Below are 24,980 nucleotides of genomic sequence, written 5' to 3'. Positions count from 1 at the left end.
AAGAACGTGCCACGCGGGCGAATGGTTCCGCCGCCGATGTCGCGTGGATTGCACCGTCCGAACGCTTGCCGCGGCGGTCGCTACGCGGTCGGGCGGCGTAAATTGATATGGCTTTGAGAATTGGATTTCAAAAAGGTCTCATATTTGAAATCTGGTTTCTTATTTTGCTAGCCTGCATCTGTCAGTTTCCGCCGCTTACAAATGCGCTGTACACCGGCCAAGGACGGGATCACAGAAAAATGAAATGGCTCAAATCGCTTATCGTCGCTGGAACACTGCAGGTTCTGGCCGTCACATCCGGCCATGCCGGCGCCAATCTCGATCAGATCAAGCAGGCCGGCGCCTTCAAGATCGGCACGGAAGGCACCTATGCCCCCTTCACCTATCATGACGCCTCGGGCGCCTTGGTCGGCTTCGATGTCGAGATCGCCCAGGCGATCGCCCAGCGCCTCGGCGTCAAGGCCGAATTCCTCGAAGGCAAATGGGATGGGCTGATCGCCGGCCTCGACGCCAAGCGCTATGACGCCGTTATCAACCAGGTCGGCATCACCGAGGCGCGCAAGGCCAAATATGATTTCTCCGATCCCTACATCGCTTCCAAGGCGGTGCTGATCGTGCGCGGCGACAATACCGACATCAAGAGCTTTGCCGACCTCGAGGGCAAGAAGGCAGCGCAGTCGCTGACCTCGAATTTTGGCAAGCTCGCCGAAACGAACGGCGCCGAACTCGTCGGCACCGATGGTTTCGACCAGTCGATCCAGCTGCTGCTTACCGGCCGCGCCGACGCCACCATCAACGACAGCCTGTCCTTCCTCGACTTCAAGAAGCACAAGCCCGACGCCAATGTGAAGATCGCCGCGCAGGAAGAAAACGCCGACTATTCCGGCGTCATCGTGCGCAAGGGCGATCCAGAACTGGTCGCCGCCATCAACCAGGCGCTGGCCGACATCAAGGCCGACGGCACCTACAAGAAGATCGCCGACACCTATTTCGGCCAGGACGTTTCGAAGTAGGCGCATTTCACGGGCCGGGCCGGTTGCCGGCCCGCATGGCAAGCATATCCGCATGGCAGAGACATAGCGGCGAGCCGCCTTTGACGGCCGCCGCTTTTCGCGTGATATGACGATCCTATGGTCGCGCCTCAATGCCGCCGGGCCGGTTGGGCGGTAATCTCGCAAGGAGGGGGTTTCGTGCCGCACTGGCTGCAATTGATGCTGGACTCGTTGCCCACGCTGTTATGGGCGGCGCTGATCTTCACCGTGCCGCTGACGCTGCTGTCGTTCGCATTCGGCCTCTTCGTGGGACTGGTCGCCGCGCTTGTCCGGCTGTTCGGCCCGAAGCCGCTGGTCGCCGTGGTCCGCTTCTACGTCTGGATCTTCCGTGGCACGCCGCTTCTGGTGCAGCTCTTCCTGATCTTCTACGGGCTGCCCTCGGTGGGCATCCTGCTCGACGCTTTTTCAGCCGCGTTGATCGGCTTCACGCTCAACATCGGCGCCTATACATCGGAAATCATCCGCGCCGTCATCGGCTCGGTGACGAAGGGGCAGTGGGAGGCGGCCTATTCGATCGGCATGACCTGGAGCCAGGCGATGCGGCGCACCATACTGCCGCAGGCCGGCCGCGTCGCGGTGCCGCCGCTGTCCAATACCTTCATCTCGCTGGTCAAGGACACGTCGCTGGCCGCCGCCATCACCGTGCCGGAAATGTTCCAGGCGGCGCAGCGCATTGTCGCCACCACCTATGAGCCGTTGATCCTCTATATCGAGGCCGCTGCTCTCTACCTGGCGCTGAGCTCCGTGCTGTCGGCGTTGCAGACGCGGCTCGAAACGCGGCTCAACCGCTATGGCGGCTTCCTGGAGGCACGCTCATGATCGGACTCACCGGCATCGAGAAGCGCTTCGGCGACAATCTTGTGCTGAAGGGCGTGACGGTCACCATCGAGGAGGGCAGCGTCACCGCCCTTGTCGGTCCTTCGGGCGGCGGGAAAAGCACGCTCCTGCGCTGCATCAACCTGCTCGAGATTCCAACTTCGGGTACAGTGCGCATCGGCGACGACGCGCTCGAATTCCACCCCGGCGGCAAGGTTTCCGCCAAGGCCATCCAGCGCCTGCGGCTGCAGACCGGCATGGTGTTCCAGAATTTTCAGCTGTTTCCGCATCGCACCGCGATCGAGAATGTCATGGAGGGGTTGGTGACGGTGCTGAAATGGCCAGCCGGGCGGGCGCGCGAGCGGGCGCTTGCTCTGCTCGAAAAGGTCGGCATGGCGCATAAGGCCGATGCCTGGCCGGCGACGCTGTCAGGCGGCCAGCAGCAACGCGTGGCGATCGCCCGGGCGCTGGCGCCGTCGCCGAAAGTGCTGTTGTGCGACGAGCCGACCTCGGCGCTCGACCCGGAACTGGCGCAGGAGGTGGTCGACGTGCTAGGCCAGCTCGCCAGCGAGGGCACCACCATGGTGATGGCGACGCATGACCTGCGCCTCGCCTCCAAGATCGCACAGGAAGTGGTGTTCCTCGACGCCGGCAGCATCGTCGAGAAAGGCCCGGCGGCGGTTCTGTTCAGCAATCCGGAGCGTCAGCGGACCAGGCGGTTCATCGCGACGCTGAAGCAAGAGGCGCAGAAGGAGGGCGGCGGCGAAGGGTAAGATATTCGCCTGTTCTGCCCCGTCATGCACTTCATCAGACGAATCGGCCCAAAAACAAAAAAACCCGGCGCGAGGCCGGGTTTTTCCAAATTGGGAGGCGAGAAGCGCTCAGGCAGCCTCTTCCTGCTCGGCTTCTTCATTGTCGGCCTTGGCGCCGCGCTTCGGACCCTTGTTGAGGTTCACCTCGATGAGGCGCACCGCTTCGGTTTCCGACATGCGGTTGACGGCCGCGATCTCGCGGGCCATGCGGTCGAGTGCCGCCTCGTAAAGCTGGCGCTCGGAATAGGACTGCTCCGGCTGGTTGTCGGCGCGGTAGAGGTCGCGCACAACTTCCGAGATCGAGATCAGGTCACCGGAATTGATCTTCGCATCATATTCCTGGGCGCGGCGCGACCACATGGTACGCTTGACGCGGGCGCGGCCCTGCACGACCTTCAGCGCGCGCTCCACATAATCCTCTTCCGACAGCTTGCGCATGCCGATGGAGGTCGCCTTGGCGACCGGGACCTTCAGGCGCATCTTGTCCTTCTGGAAGTCGATGACGAACAGTTCCAGCTTGTGGCCCGCAACCTCCTGCTCGTCGATCGAGACGATCTGACCAACGCCATGCGCCGGATAGACGATGTACTCGCCGGTCTTGAAACCGTGACGCGCTGCGCTGGACTTCTTCTGCGGGGTGATAGTTGCCATTACGCCCTGAACTCCTTGTTGTTGCGCCGGCATGGCGGCGCCGGCTGAACTCATGCGGTCGGGCTACCGACCGTTAGCCGCACAACAGACGAATCCATCCGGAAAAATCAGGACCGGCAAACCGCATAACAGCGACCGCCTGCCCCAGATCACTCTGGTCCGGATGAGAAATTCACCTTTCAGTGATTTGGGGCGTTTGCGCCATAAATCGACGTTGTGTCACCGGCATGTTTGGTTGATGTAGCACAAAAAGTCGGAAGAATCAAGGTTTTGCTGCATGCGCGAAGGTCATGCACCATCGCTGCCTGTCAAGGCAGTTAATGTGTCATGCTTGTTACGCAGCGTTAGGCCGGCTGAATCGGCATTGCAGTCAGTCGCCTTCGCCTGGTTCAGCCGAGAAGTATTTCTCGAACTTGCCGGCCTCGCCATCGAAGGATTTGGCGTCGGCAGGAGGCTCCTTCTTGGCGGTGATGTTGGGCCATTTGTCAGCGTATTCGGTGTTGATCTGCAGCCATTTGTCGAGGCCCGGCTCGGTGTCCGGCTTGATCGCGTCGGCTGGGCATTCCGGTTCGCAGACGCCGCAGTCGATGCATTCGTCGGGATGAATGACGAGCATGTTCTCGCCTTCGTAGAAACAGTCGACCGGACAGACCTCGATGCAGTCCATGTATTTGCATTTTATGCAATTGTCGGTCACGACATAGGTCATCAGTCGGCTCCGGGACGTCCCGTTTTTGTTGTGCTTTTTTGGTGAGGTAACGTCTTTGCCCGCTGCTTGCAAGGGCAGCCATTGCGCGCGATACCGGTGTTTCCGGAATGGAATTCCAGAGGAGGGCTGCAGCGAAAGCCGGTTATGCGTCAGTCCTCGCCAAACAGCCGGTCGGTCTGCCGGCGTTCCTTCTTGGTCGGGCGGCCGCTGCCGGCATCGCGCAGCGCGGGAATCGCGTCGGGAATGGCCTCGCCCTTTGGCACGGGCGGCGGCGATATATCCTCGTAGAGCATGCGCGCTTCCTCGGCGGGCCCCCTCCGGGTTCCCGTGCCGAGCACCTTCCAGACGAAGATGCGCCGCTCGAGAGTAATGGTCAGGACGTCGCCGACCCGGATCATATCGGAGGCCTGCGCTGCTTTGTCGCGATTGATGCGGACGCGTCCGGCCACCACCAGCTTCGCTGCCAGCGAGCGCGATTTCACCGCACGCGAAAAGAACAGCCATTTGTCGATGCGCTGGCGGCCTTCGGCGACCATCGGAGCGAGCGGACTTACTTCTTCAACTGGTCGCGCAACGCGGCGAGCTTGGCGAAGGGCGAATCCGGGTCGAAGCGCGCCGGGCGCTCCTCGCGCGGCTTCGGCTGGAAGGCGGGCTTCCCGCTCTGCGCACCGCCCTTGCCGTCCTGCCGGCCGCCCTTCCAGTCGGGCCGCTTGTCGCGCCGCTCCCCCGTTTCGCCCTGGGGCTTGGGCTTGAATTTGCTGCGGTCGAAGCGCGGCTTGCCCGCGCCGCGTCCTTCGCGGGCCGGCCGGCTGCCTGGAGCGGCGGCCGGTTGCCCGGCATCCGCCGGTGCTTCACCATCGCGCGGGGCTTGCCCGTGGCGCGGGCGATTGTCGCGATTATTGTCACGGGGCCGATTGTCATGGTGGCGGTGGCGCGGGCGCTGGTCGAAGCGGCCCTGCCGCCACAACAGGATGGGTTTTGGTTCCTCGGACTCTGGAGCGGCCTCACCGATGGCGGCGTCCGCCACCGCGGCAGGTTCGGCTGAGACCGCCTCTGTTGCAGGCGAGGCTTCTGAAGCCGGCTCTGCCGTTTCAACCTCCGCGACTTGGGGTTCTGCCGCTGGCTCCGCCGCTGATACCGCAGGCATTTCAGCTGCGGCTTCGGCTACAGGCGGCTCGTCTTCCGTGACCTGAGCGGGAGTCTCCGGCTGGGCTTCCGCGACAGGCTCCGCTGCACCTTCGGTGGCGGTTTCCGCGGGGGCTTCGGCTGTGGCTTCTGCCACGGCGGCCGCATCCGCCCCCGAACTCTCGGCCGGCGCCTCGGCGGCTGCGTCCGCAATCGCGGCTTCCGCTGCCTTGGCCTGCTCGGCTTGCTCTTCCGCTGCCTGCTTGGCCACGGCAGCTTCACGCGCGGCATTGTCCTGTGCCTCGAGCCGCGCCTTCACCTCGATCGCCGGCTTCGGCTCGGCCCGGTAGCCGAGGCCTTTCAAAATCTCTTCCATGTCGTCGGCTGTGGCGCCGAGGATCGACATCATCGGCGGCGTCACCATGAAGGACTGACCGTCATAGGCGCCATCGGGGCGCTGGCCGAGACCTGGCTTCCAGTTGGTCGCGGGCCGGATCAGATCGGCCAGTCGTTCAAGGATGTCGACGCGCACCGCGCGACGCCCAAGATTGCGGTAGCCGGCCAGTTTGTAGAAGGTCTTGTCGAAAGTGGGATCGACGACCACCGAGGTGCGGCCGGAGGCCAGCGCGTGAACCACGTCGCCGAATCCCGGCTTGTCCTTGCCGTCGTTCTTCAGCGCCCACAACAGCGTCACCAGTCCGGCCGGCGCCGGCTTGATCAACGCGGGCACGAAGATGTGGTAGGCGCCAAAGCGCACGCCGAGCCGGCGAAGGGCAGCGCGGCCTTCCTGGTCCAGCGACTTCATCTCATCGGCGATGTCACGGCGGTTGATGAGGCCGAAATGCTCGACGAGCTGGAAAGCGATGCCGCGGCCGATGCCGGTGATCTGCTCGGCGTTCTTGAGGTCGACCAGCGGCTTCAGCAAGGACTCGATCTGAAAATTGACAAAGCGCTCGGCGCGCGCCGCCACCTTGTCGCGGGCGGGACCAGTGAGCTGCTCGTCAGCCAACAGCACAAGGCGTGGCTTCAACGCCTCGTCGCCTGCGACCAGCGTGCCGATCGGCGCGCCGATCCAGCGCAGCGTGCCGTCGGAGCCGAGCGCAATGTCGCCGTTGGCCGAGGCGCCGAAGCGTTCGGCCCGCGCCTCGAATTCGGCTGCAAGCGCCTTCTGGGCTGCCGTGCGCACTGCCTTGGCGTCCTCGCCGCCGGCGCTCTGGTCGGCGGTGAAGCGGAACCCCTGCAACTCGCCGACATGGTGGCCTTCGACGAGGACGGTTCCGGTTGGGCTGATTTCGGCTTCAGGCATGGTATTTTCTCTAAGGCGCCGCATGAGGACGGAAGTCCTGCGGTCTACGAAGCGTTTCGTCAACCGCTCATGCAGCGCATCCGACAATCTGTCTTCGATTTCGCGCGTCTTTTCCTGCCAGTGTGCCTGATCGGCCAGCCAGCCGGGCCGGTTGGAAACGAAAGTCCAGGTGCGGATCTGAGCGATCCGGTGCGACAGCGTGTCGATGTCGCCGTCTGTCGTGTCGGCACGGCGCACCTGCTCGGCCATGTAATTCTCGTCGACATGGCCATGCCTGGCAAGGTCCATATAGATCGAGGCGATCAGGTCGGCATGCTGGGCCGGCGCGATCTTCCTGTAGTCGGGCAGGGCGCAGGCCTCCCACAACAGCGCCACGCGCCTGGCGTCGGTGGCAAGCGCCCGGATCTCCTCGTCGCGGGACAAATGCTCGAGCGCCTGCGCATCGACCGCCGGCAGCGCACGGGTCAGGCCTTCGACTGGCGCGTTGGTCTCGATGGAGCGCTTCAGCGCATCGAGGCTGGCGAAATCGAAATGCGCGGTGCGCCATTGCAGCACCTTGACCGGGTCGAACTCATGCCCTTCGATCTTCTTGACCAGATCTTCGTCCAGCGGATCGACCTGGCCGGTGACACCGAAGGTGCCGTCGCGCAAGTGCCGGCCGGCGCGGCCGGCGATCTGGCCGAGCTCGGCCGCCGTCAGGTTGCGATACTGGTAACCGTCGAATTTACGGTTCTGGGCGAAGGCGACATGGTCGAGGTCGAGGTTCAGGCCCATGCCGATCGCATCGGTGGCGACCAGGTAGTCGACATCACCCGATTGGAACAGCGCCACCTGTGCGTTGCGCGTGCGGGGCGATAGTGCGCCGAGCACCACGGCCGCACCGCCTTGCTGGCGGCGGATCAGTTCGGCGATGGCATAGACCTCGTCGGCGGAAAAGGCGACGATCGCCGTGCGTCGCGGCAGGCGGGTCAGCTTCTTTGAGCCGGCATAGGCCAGATGCGACAGCCGCGGCCGCGTCACCACCGACACGCCCTTCAGCAGACGCTGGAGAATGCCGTGCATGGTGGCGGCGCCGAGCAGCAGTGTCTCCTGGCGGCCGCGCAGATGCAGGATGCGGTCGGTGAAGATGTGGCCGCGCTCGAGATCGCCGGCCAGTTGGACCTCGTCGATGGCGACGAAGGCGGCGTTGGTCTCGCGCGGCATGGCTTCCACCGTGCAGACCGAATATCTGGCGCCATCGGGCTGGATCTTCTCCTCGCCGGTAACGAGCGCCACCTTGTGAGCGCCGACCTTCTCGCAGACGCGTGAATAAACCTCGCGGGCGAGCAGCCTGAGCGGCAGGCCGATAATGCCGCTCTCGTGCGCCACCATGCGCTCGATGGCGAGATGGGTCTTACCGGTGTTGGTCGGACCGAGCACGGCAGTCACGTCTCGGCCCGACAGGATCAGCGGCTCAGTGTGTTTCGGCTGGATGTTCATCGACCTGGAAATAAGGCTCTCTGCCCCGCATTGTCGGGAGCGCGCCCCGTGGAGGCGCGTGTGACAGGCGACACATAGGGATTTAGCGCTCGAAGCGAAAGCGGAATGTTTCGCCGGCAGGTCGAAGGCCCCCGCTCGGCGCTGTCAACAGGCTCTGATTAACAGTTGGAACGAGTCTGGAACGAATCGGCTACGAATCACTGACTCGCGCAGATTCAGGTTTTGTTCACGGCTACATCTGGTTTTTTTGCCGGCGAGTCTCACCACATGCTGAATCGCCGAACTGGCCTGATTCATGCAGGGCGAGCGCCGCCGTTAAGCTTTGCCGGTGAACGATCGGCGCAGCCCGGCGAGCGTAGTACAACATTATGAAATTATTGATCTTTCCTAACGCGCCTTAACGGTTTGACTGATCTTTTCAGCCATTATCGTTAACCTTCTGGTCAAAGCCGGAACGAAACGGCGACGAATCAGCGCTGGCGGATGTTTCCCGGTTTGTTCACCCCAATATGTTGTGTTGTGAACAGGTTTTCCACCGAGAATCCACAGGCGGGGAACAGGGTTTTGCACAGGCTGCGCGGCGGCCGTTAACCTTTGCGTGCCGGATTGGGGCAGGGTCTTGCATCGAGACCCGCGGCGAGGGAGCCGCCGATGGAAACGGACCGATTTTCCGGCCCGTTTCTTTCGTGGCTTTGTCTGTTTCGGTGTTCCTGTCCAGGCTTCAGGTAATATACTGGCCGCCATTGGCGGTGATGGTCGATCCGGTGATGAAACCGGCATCGTCGGAAGCGAGAAACAAGACACAGCGTGCGATCTCTTCCGGTTCGCCGAGACGGCCGACCGGAATTTGCGGAATGACGCGCTCGTTGAGCACCTTCTCGTCCATCGCCCTGACCATTTCGGTGGCGATGTAGCCGGGGCAGATGACGTTGACGGTGATGCCGGCCCGCGCTCCTTCCTGGGCGAGCGCCTTGGTGAAGCCGATGTCGCCGGCCTTCGAAGCCGAATAGTTGACCTGGCCGGCCTGCCCCTTCTGGCCGTTGATCGAGGAGATGATGATGACGCGGCCGAATTTGCGGTCGCGCATGCCGCCCCACAGCGGATGCGTCATGTTGAAGACGCCCGACAGGTTGGTGTCGATAACCTCTTTCCACTGCTCGCGCGTCATCTTGTGGAACATGGCGTCGCGGGTGATGCCGGCATTGTTGACCAGCACGGAGACCGGGCCGAGGTCGGTCTCGATCTGTCTGATGCCGGCGGCGCAGGCATCGTAGTCGGCGACCGACCATTTGTAGACCGGGATGCCGGTCTCTGCCTTGAATTTCTGCGCGGCTTCGTCATTGCCGGCGTAATTCGCGGCGACCTTGTAGCCAGCGTTTTTCAGGCCGATCGAAATCGCGGCGCCAATACCGCGCGATCCACCGGTGACCAGTGCTACCTTCGTCATATCATCCTCCCCTTTAGTTTTCATGGGCGGCGGGCGGGGGACGCTCTAATGGCGGTTGAGCCCCGTTCGCCACCGACTATTTCATGGCTTGCTCATCCTGTCTTCCCTATCTTCACAGCGCTTCCACGCACATGGCGACGCCCATGCCGCCGCCGATGCACAGCGTGGCGAGGCCTTTCCTGGCACTTCTGCGGCGCAGTTCGTAGACCAGCGTGTTGAAGATGCGCGCACCGGATGCGCCGATCGGATGGCCGATGGCGATGGCGCCGCCATTGACATTGACGATGGACGGGTCCCAGCCCATGTCCTTGTTGACGGCACAGGCCTGGGCGGCGAAGGCCTCGTTGGCCTCGATCAGGTCGAGATCGCCGACCGACCAGCCAGCCTTGGCCAGCGCCTTGCGCGAGGCGGGAATAGGCCCGGTGCCCATGATCTGCGGATCGACGCCCGCGGTCGCCCAGGACACGATGCGCGCCAGCGGCGTGATGCCGCGCCTTGAGGCCTCGGCTTCGGTCATCAGCACCGCTACCGCGGCGCCATCATTGATGCCGGAGGCGTTGGCGGCGGTCACCGTGCCGTCCTTGTCGAAGGCCGGTCTTAGCTTGGTCATGGCGTCGATCGTGGCGCCGTGGCGGATGTACTCGTCCTGGTCGACAATGGTGTCGCCCTTCTTGCCCTTGACGGTGAAGGCTACGATCTCGTCCTTGAACTTGCCGGCCTTCTGCGCGGCCTCGGCCTTGTTCTGGGAGGCCAATGCGAACCGGTCCTGGTCCTCGCGGGTGATCTGGAACTGGCGAGCGACGTTTTCGGCTGTGTTGCCCATGTGATAGCCATTGAAGGCATCCCACAGCCCGTCCTTGATCATGGTGTCGATCATCTTGTAGTCGCCCATCTTGACGCCGGCACGCAGGTGCTGGGCATGCGGGGCCAGCGACATCGATTCCTGTCCGCCGGCGACGATCACCTTGGCATCGCCGGTGGCGATCTGTTGCATGCCAAGCGCGATGGCGCGCAGACCTGAGCCGCAAACCTGATTGAGGCCCCAAGCGGTGGTTTCCTTTGGCAGGCCGGCATTGATGGATGCCTGGCGGGCGGGGTTCTGGCCCTGAGCCGCGGTCAGCACCTGGCCGAGGATCACCTCGTCCACCTCCTTGCCGTCAACGCCGGCGCGAGCGAGCGCTTCCTTGACGGCGACCGCACCCAATTCGTGGGCCGGTGTGTTGGCGAAGGCACCGTTGAAGGAACCGACAGGCGTGCGCGCCGCACTGGCGACGACAATGGCATTGGAAGCGGACATATTCTTCTCCAGACTTCTAAGGGGTCGAATTTGGGCTATGGCTAGCGACTTTTCTTGCCCTTTCCATGACCCAAGTCAAACCAGAAATAGGCATGCGGGCCAGGCGCGGCAAGCAGGTTCATCATCATCACGGAGACAGCCTGGTCGTTGCTGCGCAGCATATTCAGACCGCTCCGCAGCATTAATTGATCCCGCACTGCACAAACCACTTGGAATTGTGACGCTTTTGCGCATATCCTTGAAAAGGCGCAATCGTTACCGGCTGCTTACTCAAGTGCGCCGGTGTCCCGGGAGGATACTGATGGCCGCGAAAGACGAACCGATTATTATCAAGAAGTATGCCAATCGCCGCCTCTACAACACCGGCACCAGCACCTATGTGACGCTCGAGGATCTTGCCGAAATGGTCAAGAAAGGCGAGGACTTCACCGTCCAGGATGCCAAGACCGGTGACGACATCACGCATCCGGTGCTGACCCAGATCATTTTCGAACTTGAGAACAAGGATGGGCAGAACATGCTGCCGATCCCGTTCCTGCGCCAGTTGATTGCCTTTTACGGCGACCAGATGCAGATGATCGTGCCGAGCTTCCTCGAACAGTCGATGATCGCCTTCTCGAAAGAACAGGAACGCTTCCGCGAGCAGATGAAGGGCGCCTTGGGCAAGTCGCCGCTGGACATGATGAAGATCGCCACGCCGATCAAGGCGCTGGAAGAGCAGACGCGCCGCAACATGGAGATGTTCCAGAATGCCATGCGCCTGTTCACGCCCTTCCCACCCGCAGGCTCGAACGGCGCTTCCGCAGCGCCGGCAGAGCCGGCCAGGAAAGAGACACCGGAAAAACCCGACGACCTTCAGGAGTTGAAGGAACAGATCGCCGCCATGCAGCGCAAGCTCGACACCATGTCGTGATCACCTGCTGGACGAAGGCCGGCCGGAAACTCTCAGCGTCTGCGTTGCCGCATCACATACTGGCGCGCATCAGCTTGAATGTGATCGTTGATGGCTGCTGCGGGAAATAAATAAGCCTGTCGTGACTCGATCCCGGCTGCATACCCCTTGTCGGCGCAACAGTCTTATCGACCTATTTCGTCGTCACCGTCACCAGAGCGGTAACAGGTTTGCCGTCCACCAAGATGGGCTTGTGATGATCATCGGCAAGGAGGATGCCGATCACGTGCGTGCCGACGACAACCGGACAATGGCCGAAACGAGCCTTTATCAGGTCGCCGCCAAAGTCACTGTTCATGCTGTTGTACGGCTTGCCGGGGATGTTGCAGGTGTCTGCGTCGGGATCGATCTTCATATGCACGTGGCCGCATTGGCTGTTGTCGCCGCACTCACCCGCAGAGAGCAGCGTGAAGTTGCTCCTGACGACGACGCCTATCGCCTTCTCGGGATCGTTGCCGAGTTCGATGAGCGAACCGTCCGCCGGCCAGGCGATTTCCAGGGTGGGCCGATCTTCGGCCCGTGCAGACCCGAGCGACAATAGGGAGAAAGCGAGGGCAGTCGTTGCGATGATGCGAAGCATGGTAATCTCCGTTGATGTGTAATCACTGATTACATACGAATCGCTCGGACGCAAGAAAATAATCAGTGATTACATTTAGACCTCGTGCTATTGGGCAGGCATGATCGACACCACGGATTCCAGCGAAGCCGCCAGCCCCAAGCGCTATCATCACGGCAATCTGGTCGAGGCCTTGATCGCTGCAACCGTGGAGATCATCGAGGAACGCGGAGCAGAGCATGTGTCTGTGCGCGAGGCCGCAAAGCGCGCCGGCGTTTCGCCTGGCGCGCCATTCCGGCATTTTCGGTCGAAAACAGCACTGCTGACCGCAGTCGCCGAACAGGCCATGAATCGGCTGACTGAGGCCGTCGCCAATGCTCAGTCAAAAGTCGACAGCACAGATCCCATCGTGGCCTTCGAAGCAATCGGACAAGGCTATCTGGAATGGGCCATCGGCAATCCCACGCATTTCCAGATCATCAGTTCCCGAACGCTGATCGATTTCGATGCGTCGGATAGTCTTCGTGATCAGAATGAAGCGATTCGCCGGAAGATGATCGATCTGCTGACCCAAGCGCGGCAACAAGGTCGGCTTGCTCCGGACACCGACTTCGATCATCTGGTGCTTGCCGCGCGTGCGCTTGTCTATGGGTTGGCACGCATGGCGATTGATGGTCATTTCCCGGAGTGGCATCCGTCCGAGCCGCCATCCCTTGCTGCGCAGAGGGTTCTGCGTCTTTTCATGAGCCAGATGACCGTTTCTTCGTCGCCACGCTGATACAGCGCTTTCGCTCGCGGATCGCCCTCGGGGTAAAGCGCATGACCATTCGGGCAGCGGCCTGTCATGACCAAGCCAGCGCCCGACGGCCGCGTCTAGTCCTAACCTTTCCGGCTCCTGCGCGAGCAACATGACTGCTTCCCGGGGCGTTGCCGTGGCGCGGTGCCGAAAGCGTGGCGAGACCGGCAAACAGGCAAGCGGCCAAAAATTTCACGTCATCGCCGATCCGTGCCGCTGTTCTTGCGCCGCAGGAGACATATATGCTGCACTGCAATATATTCCCGTTAGCACCGCACTGAAGGATTTCGCCTTGCCCAGCAGAAAAACCGCCATCGTCACCGGATCCACCTCGGGCATCGGTCTGGCCATCGCCCATGCGCTTGCGGCAGAAGGCTGCAACATCGTCGTCAATTCATTTTCCGACACGGCCGACGACAGGGCCATTGCCGATGCGATCGCCAAACATCACAAGGTGAAGACCGCTTACATCAAGGCCGACATGTCGAAACCGGCCGAATGCCGGGCTTTGGTCGCGAAGGCAGCCGATGCATTCGGCTCGGTCGACATACTGGTCAACAATGCCGGCATCCAGCATGTCGCGCCGGTGGAAGAATTTCCGATCGAAAAGTGGGATGCGATCATCGCCATCAACCTGTCGTCGGCCTTCCACACCATTGCCGCCGCCGTCCCGCTGATGAGAGAAGCCGGCGGCGGCAGGATCGTCAACATCGCCTCGGCCCACGGGCTGGTCGCCTCGCCGTTCAAGTCCGCCTATGTTTCGGCCAAACACGGCATCATGGGGCTGACCAAGACGGTCGCCCTCGAACTCGCGCGCGACAAGATCACCTGCAACGCCATCTGCCCCGGCTATGTGCTGACGCCGCTGGTCGAGGCGCAAATCCCCGACCAGATGAAGGCCAACAAGATGGATCGCGAGACGGTCATCCGCGAAGTCATGCTCGACAAGCAGCCGACCAAGGAATTCGTCACGGTCGAGCAAATTGCCGCTGCTGCGGTGTTCCTGTGCTCGGACGCGGCAGCGCAGATCAACGGCACGCACATCTCGGTCGATGGCGGCTGGATCGCCCAGTGAATTTGGCGCGCGAAACAGATCTGGCCGACAAATCAAGGACAACGCCATGACGACAAACGGCAAGGCGGAGGAGCCAAAGAAGATCAATGTCGCGCTGCAGGGCGGCGGCTCGCATGGCGCCTTTTCCTGGGGCGTGCTCGACCGGCTGCTTGAGGACGGACGGCTCGACATCGCTGCGGTTTCGGGCACCAGTGCCGGCGCCATGAACGCGGTGGCGCTGGCCGACGGCTTCGTCCGCGGCGGGGTCGAGGGCGCGCGGCGGAAGCTCGACGATTTCTGGCGCGCGGTGGCGCTGAAGGGCCGGTTCAGTCCGGTGCAGCGCATGCCCTGGGACGTGGCCTGGGGCAATTGGTCGATCGAGAACACGCCCGGCTATCTCTTTTTCGACACCATGTCGCGGGTGTTCTCGCCCTATGTCGCCAACCCGCTCGGCCTCAACCCGCTACGCGATGTGATCGAAAAGGAGATCGATTTCGGCAATGTGCGCGCCTGCAAGTCGATGGAGCTGTTCATCTCCGCGACCAATGTCGAGACCGGGCAATTGCGTGTCTTTTCCGATGGCGAGATCGACCTCGACACGGTGATGGCGTCGGCTTGCCTGCCACAGCTGTTCCGCGCCGTCGAGATCAAGGGCGTGCCCTACTGGGACGGTGGCTATGGCGGCAATCCTGCGCTGTTCCCGTTCTTCAAGTCGACCGCCACCGAGGACGTACTTTTGGTGCAGATCAATCCGGTGGTCCGCGAGGGGACGCCGAAGAGCGCCAACGAAATCCAGAACCGCATCGATGAGATCACCTTCAATGCCGGGCTGCTGCGGGAATTCCGCTCGATCGCCTTCGTCAAGGAACTGATCGCCGCCGGCCGGCTGCCGCATGGCGAATACCGCGACATCCGCATGCACCGCATCGATGCCGACGAGGCGTTCAAGGATCTGTCGGCATCGTCCAAGGTCAATGCCGAATGGGCGTTCCTGACCTATCTGCGCGACCTTGGCCGTACCGCCGCCAGCGACTGGCTGGAGGAGAATTACGACGCCGTCGGCAAACGGCCGACGCTCGATCTCTCCGGCGAGCTCGACGATGGGTTCAAGCCGGTGCACGGTCCGGCGCCGGGCCGGCGGGTCAAGGAATTCCTTGCTGCGCGCAAGAAGCCCGAGGCCGCGCGCCGTCAGATCTAACTCACCCAGCCTTCAGCGCTAGGTTGATCACTTTGATCAGCGCGGCTGCCGCCTGCCGCTGCTCGTCCGGGTCGCTGATGCGCGTCTTCATGCCTTCCAGCCCGTCGAGCAGCATGTCGGCAAGCAGTCGCGCCGACAAGCCCTTGGCCGCCAGATCGACGCCATTGCGGCCGGCCTCGCTCTGAACAGCCTTGGCGATATGCTCGACAAGGCGGCCGCGCCAGCAGCCGACCAGGTCGGCGAGGCTCGATTTCATGTCGAGGAGTTCGGCGCCGTGCGGCGAGGCGTGGACGGCACGCATCATCGAGATCAGCGCCTCGTCGATGGCCCGCATCATGCGCTCGGCAAAAGGCCCTTCGCCGGCGAGCGCCGTTTTCGCCTGCTCGAGCGAGCGGGAAAGCAGCATCAGCGCGATGGCGCGGTAGATGTCGGTCTTGTTCTTGAACTGGAGATAGAGCGCCGGCCGCGACATGTCGGCGGCACGCGCAATATCGTCCATGGTGGTGCGGGCGTAGCCGTAGGCCAGAAACACCTTCATCGCGCCGTCCAGAATGCGGACGCGCTTGGGGTCGGTGGCGATGTCCTCGATCTCGATCATTGCGCAACTTTATCCTGCAAAAAGCTCTGTTGACAAAATAACGAAATTTGTCAAGATGTATGAAGGCGAAATGGCCAACCGGGCATTCGCCTCGGGCTGTGGACGACAACGAAGGGTATCCCCATGCGCCTCACCGTCGATGGGCAGTCATTCGACATCGATGCCGATCCCGAAATGCCACTGTTGTGGGCGCTGCGCGATCTCATGGGCAAGACCGGGCCGAAGTTCGGCTGCGGCATCGCCGCCTGTGGCGCCTGCACGGTGCATGTCGACGGCCAGCCCGTCCGTTCCTGCTCGCTGCCGGTCGGCCAGGTCACCGGCGTCGTCACCACGATCGAAAGCATCGGCAGCGACGGCAAATTGCATCCGGTGCAGCAGGCATGGCTGGAGGAGCAGGTCGCGCAATGCGGCTACTGCCAGGCCGGCCAGATCATGAGTGCGGTGGCGCTGCTCGACGAGGTTGCCGACCCGACCGATGCCGACATCGACAACGCCATGGGTGGCAATCTCTGCCGCTGTGGCACCTATCCAAAGATACGCGCGGCGATCAAACGAGCGGCCGTCCTCAAGACAGCGGGTATATGACCATGGCCAGCGTCGGAAAGATCGCCCGCCGCACGTTTCTCATCGGCGCGGCTGCCATCGCGGGCGGCGTCGCCGTTGGCTATTACTACTACCGCAAACCCTATCCGAATCCGCTGGAAGGCGATCTCGCCGCTGGTGAAGCGACCTTCAATCCCTATGTGAAGATCGGCGCCGACAACACCATCACCATCGTCGCGCCACGTGCCGAGATGGGACAAGGCATCTCGACGACGCTTGCTGCCATGGTTGCCGAAGAACTCGATGTCGGCCTCGACCGGATCAAGGTCGAGCACGGCCCGGCTTCCTACGCCTATTACAATGCGACGATCCTGGAAGAGGGCGGTCCATTCGCCTTCTTCGACGAGAGCATGACCGCCCAAGCGATGCGCGCCGGCATGGGCGTGGTCGGAAAGCTCCTCGCCTTCCAGGCCACCGGCGGCTCGACCTCGACGCGCGACGGTTTCGACGAGATGCGGCAAGCAGGCGCCGCCGCGCGACAAATGCTGGTTGCCGCGGCAGCGCAAAGGCTCGGTATAGCTGCCGCCGAGCTGGAAACGGCCGACGGCAGGGTCCTGCACAAGGCGTCGGGCAAGTCGGTGACCTATGGCGCGGTCGCCGCTGCCGCTGCGGCGATGGCGCCGCCCGCGGATATCAGGCTCAAGGACAAAGCCGACTGGAAACTGCTCGGCAAGCCGCAGAAGCGTATCGACATGCTGGCCAAAGTCACCGGAGCGCCGATCTTCGGCATCGACGTGACGCTGCCCGACATGCTGTACGGCACGGTCAAGATGAGCCCGCGCTTCTGGGCCAAGCCGGTCAAGGCGGACCTCTCCAAGGCCGAGAAAATGCCTGGCGTGATCAGGATCGTGCCGATCGAAACGAATTACGGCCACGGCTTCGGCATCGTCGCCGAAAACACCTGGGCGGCGTTCAAGGCGGCGGAGGCGATCGACGCCGAATGGGCCGATCCCGAATATCCGCTGGACAGCGCCGCCATTTCCGACGTGCTGAAGCAGGCGCTTGGCACCAAGGGGTCGGAAATGCGCGACGATGGCGACGTCGACACCGCCTTCGCCGACGCGCCGCGCGAAAGGATCGTCGAGGCCGACTATGCAGTGCCTTATTTGGCACATGCGACGATGGAGCCAATGAACGCCACGGCGCGGCTGAAGGACGGCATCCTTGACATCTGGTGCGGCAATCAGGCGCCGACCTTGGTGCGGCAGCTTTGCGCCAATGCCGTCGGCATCGAGCAGGACAAGGTCAGCGTCCACACCACCTTCATGGGTGGCGGCTTCGGCCGGCGTGTCGAGGTGGACTATGCGCTCTGTGCCGCGCTGATGGCGCAAGAGACGGCCGGCCGGCCGATCAAGGTGGTTTGGACGCGCGAGGAGGACATGCGCCATGACGCCTACCGGCCGGCTTCCGTCGGCAAATTCCAGGCGCGGCTTGGCGACGACGGCATGCCTGTCGCCATCGACATGGCAATCGCCTCGCCATCGATGATAGCCAGCACCTTGCGCCGGCTGTTTCCCTCGATATCGCCGCTCGGCCCCGACAAGTCCATCGTCGACGGAGCCCACAACCAGCCCTACACGATCCCGAACTACCGGGTGACCGGCGCCGCCGCACCCGTCTCCATCCCCGTCGGCTCCTGGCGGTCGGTCGGCAGTTCGATCAACGGTTTCTTCCATGAAGGATTTCTGGACGAGATCGCCGTCGCCGGGAAAACCGACCCGGTCGAATTGCGCAAGAAACTGATGGCCGCCTATCCCGCAGCGGTGAAGGTGGTCGAAAAGGTCGCCGAAATGGCGAAATGGGGCGAAGCGCTGCCCGCCGGCAAGGCCAAGGGCATGGCGTTCACGCTATCCTTCGGCAGTTGGGTCGGCGAGGTCGTCCAGGTCGCCGACACGCCAGCCGGACTCCTTATCGAGAAGGTGTGGATCGCCGCCGATGTCGGCACCGCGCTCGATCCCGGCATCATCGAGGCGCAGCTCATCTCCGCCGCCATTTACGGCCTGTCGGCGGCGATGGGCCAGGAGATTACTTTCGCCGACGGCATGGTCGAACAGTCGAATTTCCACGACTACGATGCCATGCGCATCTTCCAGTGTCCGGCGTTCGAAGTCGCGATACTGGAGAATTTTCACAAGATGGGCGGCGTCGGCGAGGTCGGCACGCCGCCGGCGGCACCCGCTCTTGCCAACGCCATCTTCGCACTCACCGGCAAGCGCATCCGCACGCTGCCCTTGTCGAAAGAGGTGGCCTTCGCATGAACTATTTCCCACCATGCTGACGCCTGCTGCCATGCTGTTTGCGGCCATGCGTTTCGCAACCGCACAAGAAGGGCAGACAACGCCGGCTGCCGTGGCCGATACGGCCACGGGTCTGGCCGAAACGGAGCAAGATACATGCGCTGTTCTCGCATCCGCGCTGCGCCGGCCGCCATGTCGCGAGTGATCATCGGCGCTGGTCCGGTGCGCATTGTGGCGCGTCGCACGTTCATGCCTTCAATGTCCAGCGTCGCCGACGGCTCTGGCTTCGGCAATCCGCACCTGCGCTGTGCGGCCTGTCATTTCTCCAGCAATTCCAATGCATTGCATGGATTACCCAGCACCGAGAACTTGCGTCTGGCACAGGCTGAGACGGCATGGTTCGGTAAATCGTCGGCCAGAATCTGCGCCCAGATCAAGGATCCGGTGCGCGACGGCGGCCGTAGCTTGCAGCGTGTCGGGCTGCATGTCCGCAACGACAGGTTGGTCGGTTGGGGCTGGGCGCCGAGGTCAGATCGTGCGCCAGCGCCGGCTTGGCCGAAGCGACCTATCAGGCGATTGAAAACTGGATGGCGGCGGGCGCATCTTGTCCAAGCATGTAATGATCCCGCAACTTTTCTGACTGTATTGCGGTGCAACTTTGATGTAGAAGCGCCTTTCGCCGATCACGGCAAATTGAACACGGCCTTGCGCGCACCCATATCGGCGACGCGCCCGAGTTAGAAGACGCGGCCTGGCCGAACCCCGCACTGGAAAACGACGATGCCGAAATTCAGGTTTCACAAGCTTGCAGCTATTGTTGTGCTTGCCGTATTCGCTGCCTGGATGGCGACGGGCGAGTTCTCGTCCGTCGGCAGTGCATCCGCCGACAACGAACCCAAGGCGGGAGACGTCGAGCAGCCAAAAGCGGCTGACGCCGGCAAGCCCCAGGCCACTGAACCCAAATCCACCGAGGCAGAACAGCCCAAGACGCCCGCGCGCACCGTCGCGGTGGTGACCCCGCCGCGGCGCACCTATGCGCGCGCCATCCGCATTTCCGGGCTAACCGAAGCCGACAAGCGCGCGGTCCTGGCGACACGCGTCGCCGGCGTCATCGACAAGCTGCCGGTCAAGCAGGGACAGCATGTCAAGACGGGCGACCTCGTGCTGATGCTTGCCGCGGAGGAGAAGATCTCAGCGGTCGACAATGCCAGACAGCTTGTCGTGCAGCGTCAGGCCGAGCTCGATGCAGCCTTGCGGCTGGCGAAAACCGGCAATCTGCCCAAGCTTCAGCTCGACACGGCCCGCTCCAACCTGACGCTGGCCCAGTCGCAACTGGATGCCGCACAAGCCGAGCTCGATCGCAACGAGGTGAAGGCGCCGTTCGACGGTGTCATCGACCGGGTACCGGTGGAGCTTGGCAGTTCCGTGATGCAAGGCGGCGAGGTGGCGACCATTATCAAGCTCGATCCCGTGATCGCCCGCGGCGAGGTCAGCGAACGTGATCTCGGCTATCTGAAGATAGGTGACAAGGCGAATGTACGGCTGGTCAGCGGCCAGACCGTCGAGGGCACCGTGCGCTACATCAGCCGCGACGCGTCGTCCGCCACCCGCACCTTCCGCGTTGAGATCGCCATCCCTAACCCCGAGGGCACCATTCCCGCCGGGATGACGGCGGAGATCGCGCTGAGCGCGCAGCCGACCGACGCCGTCATGCTGCCGCGCTCGGTGGTGACGCTCGGCGACAAGGGCGATCTCGGCATCCGCGCCGTGGACGAGGATAGCAAGGTCGTGTTCTTCCCGATCGACCTGGTCGACGACACGCCGACCGGCCTGGTGCTCGGCGGCATTCCGGCCGATGCGCGCATCATCGTCGCCGGCCAGGAACTGGTGACGGAAGGCGAAGTGGTCAAGCCGGTCGAGGCCGACCAGGCGACCATCCGGAAGCTCTTGGGCGAAGCGACGGCCGGGACGCAGTAATCATGGATATCGTCAAACTTGCAATCAACAATGCCCGGCTGACCATTTCGATCCTGATCTTCCTCATCCTTGCGGGTGCGGTCGCCTATCAGTCGACACCGAAGGAAGCGGAGCCCGATGTTCCGATTCCGATGATGTATGTCAGCCTGATCTATCAGGGCATCTCGCCGGAGGACTCGGAACGCCTTCTGCTGCGACCGATGGAGGCCAAGCTGAAAAGCCTCAAGGGCCTCAAGGAGATGCGTTCGGCCGCCTTCCAGGGCGGCGGTTACGTGCTGGTCGAATTCCATCCGCAGACGGATCTGGCGACGGCGTTGCAGGACACGCGCAGCAAGGTTCAGGATGGCAAGGCCGACCTGCCGCAGGCAGCCGAGGAGCCTGTGGTCACCGAAGTCAACATCTCCGAGTTCCCGGTTTTGGTCGTTACGCTGTCGGGTGAGGTGCCGGAGCGCCTGCTGACCGCGGCGGCGCGCGAGCTGCGCGATCGCATCGAGGAAGTGCCGGGCGTGCTGGAAGGTGCGCTGCAAGGGGCGCGCGATGATCTCGTCGAAGTCGTCATCGATCCGATGAAACTGTCTTCCTACGGGCTGCAGCTCGAGCAGTTGATCGGTGCCGTCGGCAATTCCAACAGTCTTGTCGCCGCCGGCAACATCGAAGGGTCCGAGGGCAAATACGCGGTCAAGGTGCCGTCGCTGATCGAGACGCCAGAGGACGTGGCGGCGCTGCCCATCGTCGCCGGCCCCAATGCCGTGGTGCAGGCCAAGGACATCGCCACCGTCCGCTCCACCTTCAAGGACGCCGAGACGGTGACCCGCCTCGACGGCAAACCGGCGATCGCCATCGAGGTGAAGAAGCGCATTGGCTCCAACCTGATCGACACGATCGCCCAGGTGATGAAAGTGTCCGATGCCTATCTCAAGTCGATGCCGGAAGGCATGCACGTCACCTACACGCAGGACAAATCGGTCTTCGTCAACCAGTTGCTCGGCGATCTGCAGAACCACGTCATGATCGCCGTGATCCTGGTGTTTATCGTCATTCTCTACGCGCTGTCGGGCCGTGCGTCGGTACTGATAGGCCTCGCCATTCCATCGTCCTTCCTGATCGGCATCCTGCTGTTGGCCATGATGGGCTACACGATCAACATGATTGTGCTGTTCAGCCTCATCCTGGCGGTCGGCATGCTGGTCGACGACGCCATCATCGTCACCGAATTCGCCGAGCGGCGCATGAGCGAAGGCATGCCGAAGGGGGACGCCTTTGCGCTCGCTGCCAAGCGCATGGCCGGCCCGGTCATCGCGGCGACGATGACGCGCATCGCCGCCTTCTCGCCCCTGCTGTTCTGGCCGGGCATCATCGGCGACTTCATGAAATACATGCCGATCACGCTGATCGTCACGCTTTCGGCCTCGATGCTCTATGCGCTGGTCTTTGCGCCGACGCTGGGCGCCTTGTTCGCCAAGGCACCGCCCCATCACGAGGACGACAACCGCGATGGCTGGTACATGGCCGCGGTCAAGCAGGCGGTGCGCTTTCCGGTCACCGTGCTTCTGCTGACCGTCGCCCTTTTGTTCGGTGTCGGCTTTGCCTATTCGAAATACGGCGCCGGCGTCGAGTTCTTCCCGAATGTCGAGCCCGACTACGGCCTGCTCTATGTGCACGCCCGTGGCAATCTTTCGCTCGCCGAAATGGATGCCGCCACCAAGACCGCGGAAAACCGGCTTCTCGGCTGGCCAGGCGTGAAGTCGGTCTACACCCGTGTCGGCAAGACGCAAGGTGGCGGCCAGGACATTCCTGAAGATGTGGTCGGCGTGATCCAGTATGAGTTCGTCGACTGGCGCGAGCGCAAATCGGCGAACTCGATCCTGGACGAGCTGCGCGGCGTCATGGCCGGCATTCCCGGCGTCGACGTCGAGGTTCGCGTGCCCGAGGCCGGCCCGCCTACCGGCAAGCCGATCCAGATCAGGCTTTCGGCCGTCGATCCGGAAGGCCTCGACGACAAGGCCCGCGCCGTCGCCGCGCGCATCGCCAAGGTGCCCGGCGTCATCGACATTTCCGACGGCCTGCCGCCGCCCGGCGTCGACTGGGCGCTCGAGGTCGATCGCGCCAAGGCGGCGCAATACGGCATCAGCCCAACCTCGGTCGGAACGGTGGTGCAACTGGTGACGAACGGGCTGAAGCTCAGCGAATACCGGCCCGCCGGATCGGATGACGCCGTCGATATCAGGCTGCGTCTACCGGAGGACCGGCGCACGCTGTCGATGCTCGACGAGCTCAGGGTGCAGACCTCGCAAGGGTCGGTGCCGATCTCGAACTTCGTCGTGCGCAAGCCCGAGCCGACCGTCGGTATCCTCAACCGCATCGACGGCGCGCGCACGGTTGTCATCCAGGCCAATGTGGCCGCCGGCGCCCAGGTCGCTTCTGTCCAGCAGCAGGTCACTCAGGCTGTCGCCGATATGGATCTCGGCAGCGGCATACGCTGGAAGCTTGCCGGCTCGAACGAGGACAGCGCGGAGGCCAGCGCCTTCCTCAGCAAGGCCTTCGGTGCCGCGATCTTCCTGATCTTCCTCGTGCTCCTTGCGCAGTTCAACAAGTTCACCAGCGTCTGGCTGGTGCTGTCCTGCGTGGTCATGGCGACGGTCGGCGTGTTCCTGGGACTTCTGATAACAGGGGGGACATTTGGCATTGTCATGTCGGGCATCGGTGTCATCGCGCTGGCCGGTGTGGTGGTGAATAACAACATCGTGCTGATCGACACCTATGATCGGCTGCGTGAAGAGGGCTGGGACAAGGTCGAAGCGGTTCTTCAGACCTGCCGCGAACGTGCCCGTCCCGTCGTGCTGACGGCGGTGTCGGCGATCCTCGGCGTGCTGCCGATCGCTTTCGGTCTCGGTCTCGAAATCTTCCATCACGAGACGACGATCAACGCGCCGTCGACGCAATGGTGGATTTCACTGTCCTCGGCGATTGTCTTCGGCCTGACCTTCGCTACCGTGCTGACGCTGGTGGTGACGCCGTCGATGCTGATGGTGTTCACCCGGGCCAAAGTCAAGCCCGGCGCGCGGCGCGGTTGGTTCAGCCGCTTGTTCCGGCGCGGCAAGGGTGAGATTTCATTGCCGGAGGCCTCGAAGCCAGAGTTGGGTCCTGAACCCGAGATAGCCTTCCCGAAGGCCGCCGAATAGGCGGACTCCGTTTGGAGCGCAGCGCGTGTTTTGAGCGCGAAGAAAAGGCCGTTCGGAACCGGGCGGCCTTTTTGCCTTGTCTCGATGAATCCGATTTCGATCAGGCGGCCATCCGGCTGTCTGGTGCGCCAACGGTCGCAATGCCGATATCGGCCAGGGCATCCGCCACCGCCTCATCCAGCGGCGTATGCGGGATCGTCCCGATGATGCCTTCCAACCTTGCCGAGGCCAGCTGGTGGGGCTCGAAGCGAAGATAGGACATCGAGACGAGTTCGCGCCACATCGCCACGAACGGGCTGCCGGCACGCAGCACCCACCACGGCATCGACGTCAGTTTCAGCGTGCGCCCGAGCGCTTTTTCCGCGGCCGCCTTGATCTCCAGATCGGTGACGGCGTGGCCGGGAAAGTTCAACGCCTCGTAGGCACCGAGCTTGTCGAGATTCTGCGTCAATCCGACGAAAGCCTTGGCCAAGTCTGGCAGATAGGCCCATTCATGCACGAGATTGACTGGTCCGGGGGCGGTATAGACGCCCTTGTCCATTTTGGCGGCAACGACCAGATCAAACCACGAGCCGGTGCCTGAGCCGCCGAAGAAATCGCCGGCTCGCAGCAGAATGATGCGCACTCGACCCGCTTCAGCCTCACGGCGAAAGAGGTCTTCCATGGCGACGCGGATGCGGCCCTTTTCAGTCGTCGGCAGAAATGGCGTGTCTTCGGTGATCACCGCCGGCATCGGCGAGCCGTAATTGTAAACGTTGCCTGGAGCGAGGTGCAATGCGTCGTTCGCCCGGCAGGCCGCCATCACGTTCTCGGCCATCGGCAGGCATTTGCCCCAGTCGGTGTAGATAGGGTTGAGACCGTTGAAGATGATGTCGGCGCCCTCGGTGGCGCGGATAAGCGCTTCGCGATCGAGGCCGTCGCCGGCGACGGCCGTGGCGCCTGTGAGCTCTGCCGGTATCTTGCCGCTGCGGGTGATGGCGCGGACGTCGTAGCCGGCGTCGATGAAGGCCTTGGCCACCACGCGGCCGAGCCGGCCATTGGCACCCAGAATTGCGATCTTGGTCATTTTTCGTCTCCGTGTTTGCGTTACGCTCCGAATATGATGCGCTCGCAAACGAATGGAAATTGAC

At 62.8% G+C, this 24,980-nt stretch carries 21 protein-coding genes; 12 read left to right on the top strand and 9 right to left on the bottom strand.

The annotated features are described in order from the left end of the window. Nucleotides 1–239 precede the first annotated feature (239 nt). The 3 genes from E5X88_RS07635 to E5X88_RS07625 all read left to right on the top strand — a co-directional run bounded on the left by E5X88_RS07635 (nucleotide 240) and on the right by E5X88_RS07625 (nucleotide 2,641). Nucleotides 240–1,013, top strand: a complete 774-nt coding sequence (locus E5X88_RS07635) for an amino acid ABC transporter substrate-binding protein (protein ID WP_292159874.1) — start codon at nucleotides 240–242, stop codon at nucleotides 1,011–1,013. A gap of 177 nt (nucleotides 1,014–1,190) precedes the next feature. After that, nucleotides 1,191–1,871, top strand: coding sequence for an ABC transporter permease subunit (locus tag E5X88_RS07630; RefSeq protein WP_292159871.1), 681 nt, complete (start codon nucleotides 1,191–1,193; stop codon nucleotides 1,869–1,871). After that, nucleotides 1,868–2,641, top strand: a complete 774-nt coding sequence (locus tag E5X88_RS07625; RefSeq protein WP_292159868.1) for an amino acid ABC transporter ATP-binding protein — start codon at nucleotides 1,868–1,870, stop codon at nucleotides 2,639–2,641. Before E5X88_RS07630 ends, E5X88_RS07625 begins: the two co-directional genes overlap by 4 nt. A gap of 108 nt (nucleotides 2,642–2,749) precedes the next feature. On the opposite strand, the gene E5X88_RS07620 is transcribed toward E5X88_RS07625, so the two are convergent. The 6 genes from E5X88_RS07620 to E5X88_RS07595 all read right to left on the bottom strand — a co-directional run bounded on the left by E5X88_RS07620 (nucleotide 2,750) and on the right by E5X88_RS07595 (nucleotide 10,694). Beyond that, the gene (locus E5X88_RS07620) at nucleotides 2,750–3,331 is read right to left on the bottom strand and encodes a CarD family transcriptional regulator (protein ID WP_111544498.1); all 582 of its coding nucleotides are present in this window, start codon (nucleotides 3,329–3,331) and stop codon (nucleotides 2,750–2,752) included. 370 nt (nucleotides 3,332–3,701) lie between these two features. Next, nucleotides 3,702–4,040, bottom strand: coding sequence for a ferredoxin FdxA (gene fdxA, locus E5X88_RS07615; protein WP_095487362.1), 339 nt, complete (start codon nucleotides 4,038–4,040; stop codon nucleotides 3,702–3,704). 149 nt (nucleotides 4,041–4,189) lie between these two features. Further along, nucleotides 4,190–4,576, bottom strand: a complete 387-nt coding sequence (locus E5X88_RS07610; protein WP_292159859.1) for an RNA-binding S4 domain-containing protein — start codon at nucleotides 4,574–4,576, stop codon at nucleotides 4,190–4,192. Nucleotides 4,577–4,590: 14 nt separating this feature from the next. Then, nucleotides 4,591–7,950, bottom strand: coding sequence for a helicase-related protein (locus E5X88_RS07605; protein WP_292159856.1), 3,360 nt, complete (start codon nucleotides 7,948–7,950; stop codon nucleotides 4,591–4,593). Nucleotides 7,951–8,671: 721 nt separating this feature from the next. Then, entirely contained in the window at nucleotides 8,672–9,397 is a 726-nt protein-coding gene (gene phbB, locus E5X88_RS07600) for an acetoacetyl-CoA reductase (RefSeq protein WP_292159854.1), read from the bottom strand. 112 nt (nucleotides 9,398–9,509) lie between these two features. Further along, on the bottom strand, nucleotides 9,510–10,694 hold the full coding sequence (locus E5X88_RS07595) for an acetyl-CoA C-acetyltransferase (protein WP_292159852.1): 1,185 nt from the start codon (nucleotides 10,692–10,694) through the stop codon (nucleotides 9,510–9,512). A 301-nt stretch (nucleotides 10,695–10,995) separates the two neighbouring features. Here E5X88_RS07595 and phaR point away from each other — a divergent pair, with 301 nt between their 5' ends. Continuing rightward, the gene (gene phaR, locus E5X88_RS07590) at nucleotides 10,996–11,607 is read left to right on the top strand and encodes a polyhydroxyalkanoate synthesis repressor PhaR (protein ID WP_292159850.1); all 612 of its coding nucleotides are present in this window, start codon (nucleotides 10,996–10,998) and stop codon (nucleotides 11,605–11,607) included. 172 nt (nucleotides 11,608–11,779) lie between these two features. Here the strand turns inward: phaR and E5X88_RS07585 are convergent, their stop codons facing one another. Further along, nucleotides 11,780–12,226 (bottom strand): hypothetical protein, encoded by a 447-nt coding sequence (locus E5X88_RS07585; RefSeq protein ID WP_292159848.1) that lies wholly within the window; start codon nucleotides 12,224–12,226, stop codon nucleotides 11,780–11,782. Between the two features lie 100 nt (nucleotides 12,227–12,326). Between E5X88_RS07585 and E5X88_RS07580 the strand changes: the two genes are divergently transcribed. The 3 genes from E5X88_RS07580 (at nucleotide 12,327) to E5X88_RS07565 (ending at nucleotide 15,253) form a co-directional block, all read left to right on the top strand. After that, nucleotides 12,327–12,983 carry a TetR/AcrR family transcriptional regulator gene (locus tag E5X88_RS07580; RefSeq protein ID WP_292159846.1) on the top strand — a complete coding sequence of 219 codons (657 nt, stop codon included), beginning with the start codon at nucleotides 12,327–12,329 and terminating at the stop codon, nucleotides 12,981–12,983. Between the two features lie 310 nt (nucleotides 12,984–13,293). Beyond that, nucleotides 13,294–14,076 carry a 3-hydroxybutyrate dehydrogenase gene (locus E5X88_RS07570; RefSeq protein WP_292159844.1) on the top strand — a complete coding sequence of 261 codons (783 nt, stop codon included), beginning with the start codon at nucleotides 13,294–13,296 and terminating at the stop codon, nucleotides 14,074–14,076. Nucleotides 14,077–14,122: 46 nt separating this feature from the next. After that, a complete protein-coding gene (locus E5X88_RS07565) occupies nucleotides 14,123–15,253 on the top strand; it encodes a patatin-like phospholipase family protein (protein ID WP_292159842.1) in 1,131 nt (376 codons plus the stop codon). Nucleotide 15,254: 1 nt separating this feature from the next. Here E5X88_RS07565 and E5X88_RS07560 read toward each other — a convergent pair whose 3' ends face one another. Then, on the bottom strand, nucleotides 15,255–15,851 hold the full coding sequence (locus E5X88_RS07560) for a TetR/AcrR family transcriptional regulator (protein WP_292159840.1): 597 nt from the start codon (nucleotides 15,849–15,851) through the stop codon (nucleotides 15,255–15,257). A 123-nt stretch (nucleotides 15,852–15,974) separates the two neighbouring features. On the opposite strand from E5X88_RS07560, the gene E5X88_RS07555 reads away from it, so the two are divergent. From E5X88_RS07555 to E5X88_RS07535, 5 genes are all read left to right on the top strand, one after another. Then, nucleotides 15,975–16,436, top strand: coding sequence for a (2Fe-2S)-binding protein (locus E5X88_RS07555; protein ID WP_292159838.1), 462 nt, complete (start codon nucleotides 15,975–15,977; stop codon nucleotides 16,434–16,436). A gap of 2 nt (nucleotides 16,437–16,438) precedes the next feature. Then, nucleotides 16,439–18,712 (top strand): molybdopterin cofactor-binding domain-containing protein, encoded by a 2,274-nt coding sequence (locus E5X88_RS07550; RefSeq protein ID WP_292159836.1) that lies wholly within the window; start codon nucleotides 16,439–16,441, stop codon nucleotides 18,710–18,712. 135 nt (nucleotides 18,713–18,847) lie between these two features. Beyond that, nucleotides 18,848–19,432, top strand: a complete 585-nt coding sequence (locus E5X88_RS07545; RefSeq protein WP_292159834.1) for a hypothetical protein — start codon at nucleotides 18,848–18,850, stop codon at nucleotides 19,430–19,432. 39 nt (nucleotides 19,433–19,471) lie between these two features. Further along, nucleotides 19,472–20,668, top strand: a complete 1,197-nt coding sequence (locus E5X88_RS07540; protein WP_292159832.1) for an efflux RND transporter periplasmic adaptor subunit — start codon at nucleotides 19,472–19,474, stop codon at nucleotides 20,666–20,668. Nucleotides 20,669–20,670: 2 nt separating this feature from the next. Continuing rightward, nucleotides 20,671–23,850 (top strand): efflux RND transporter permease subunit, encoded by a 3,180-nt coding sequence (locus E5X88_RS07535; RefSeq protein WP_292159830.1) that lies wholly within the window; start codon nucleotides 20,671–20,673, stop codon nucleotides 23,848–23,850. Between the two features lie 100 nt (nucleotides 23,851–23,950). Here E5X88_RS07535 and E5X88_RS07530 read toward each other — a convergent pair whose 3' ends face one another. Further along, nucleotides 23,951–24,916, bottom strand: coding sequence for an SDR family oxidoreductase (locus E5X88_RS07530; protein WP_292159828.1), 966 nt, complete (start codon nucleotides 24,914–24,916; stop codon nucleotides 23,951–23,953). Nucleotides 24,917–24,980: the final 64 nt, after the last annotated feature.

The organism is Mesorhizobium sp. (genome assembly GCF_004962245.1).
Classification (GTDB): domain Bacteria; phylum Pseudomonadota; class Alphaproteobacteria; order Rhizobiales; family Rhizobiaceae; genus Mesorhizobium.
Note: the sequence above shows the minus strand (reverse complement) of the source record. Positions and strands in the feature narration are given on the sequence as shown.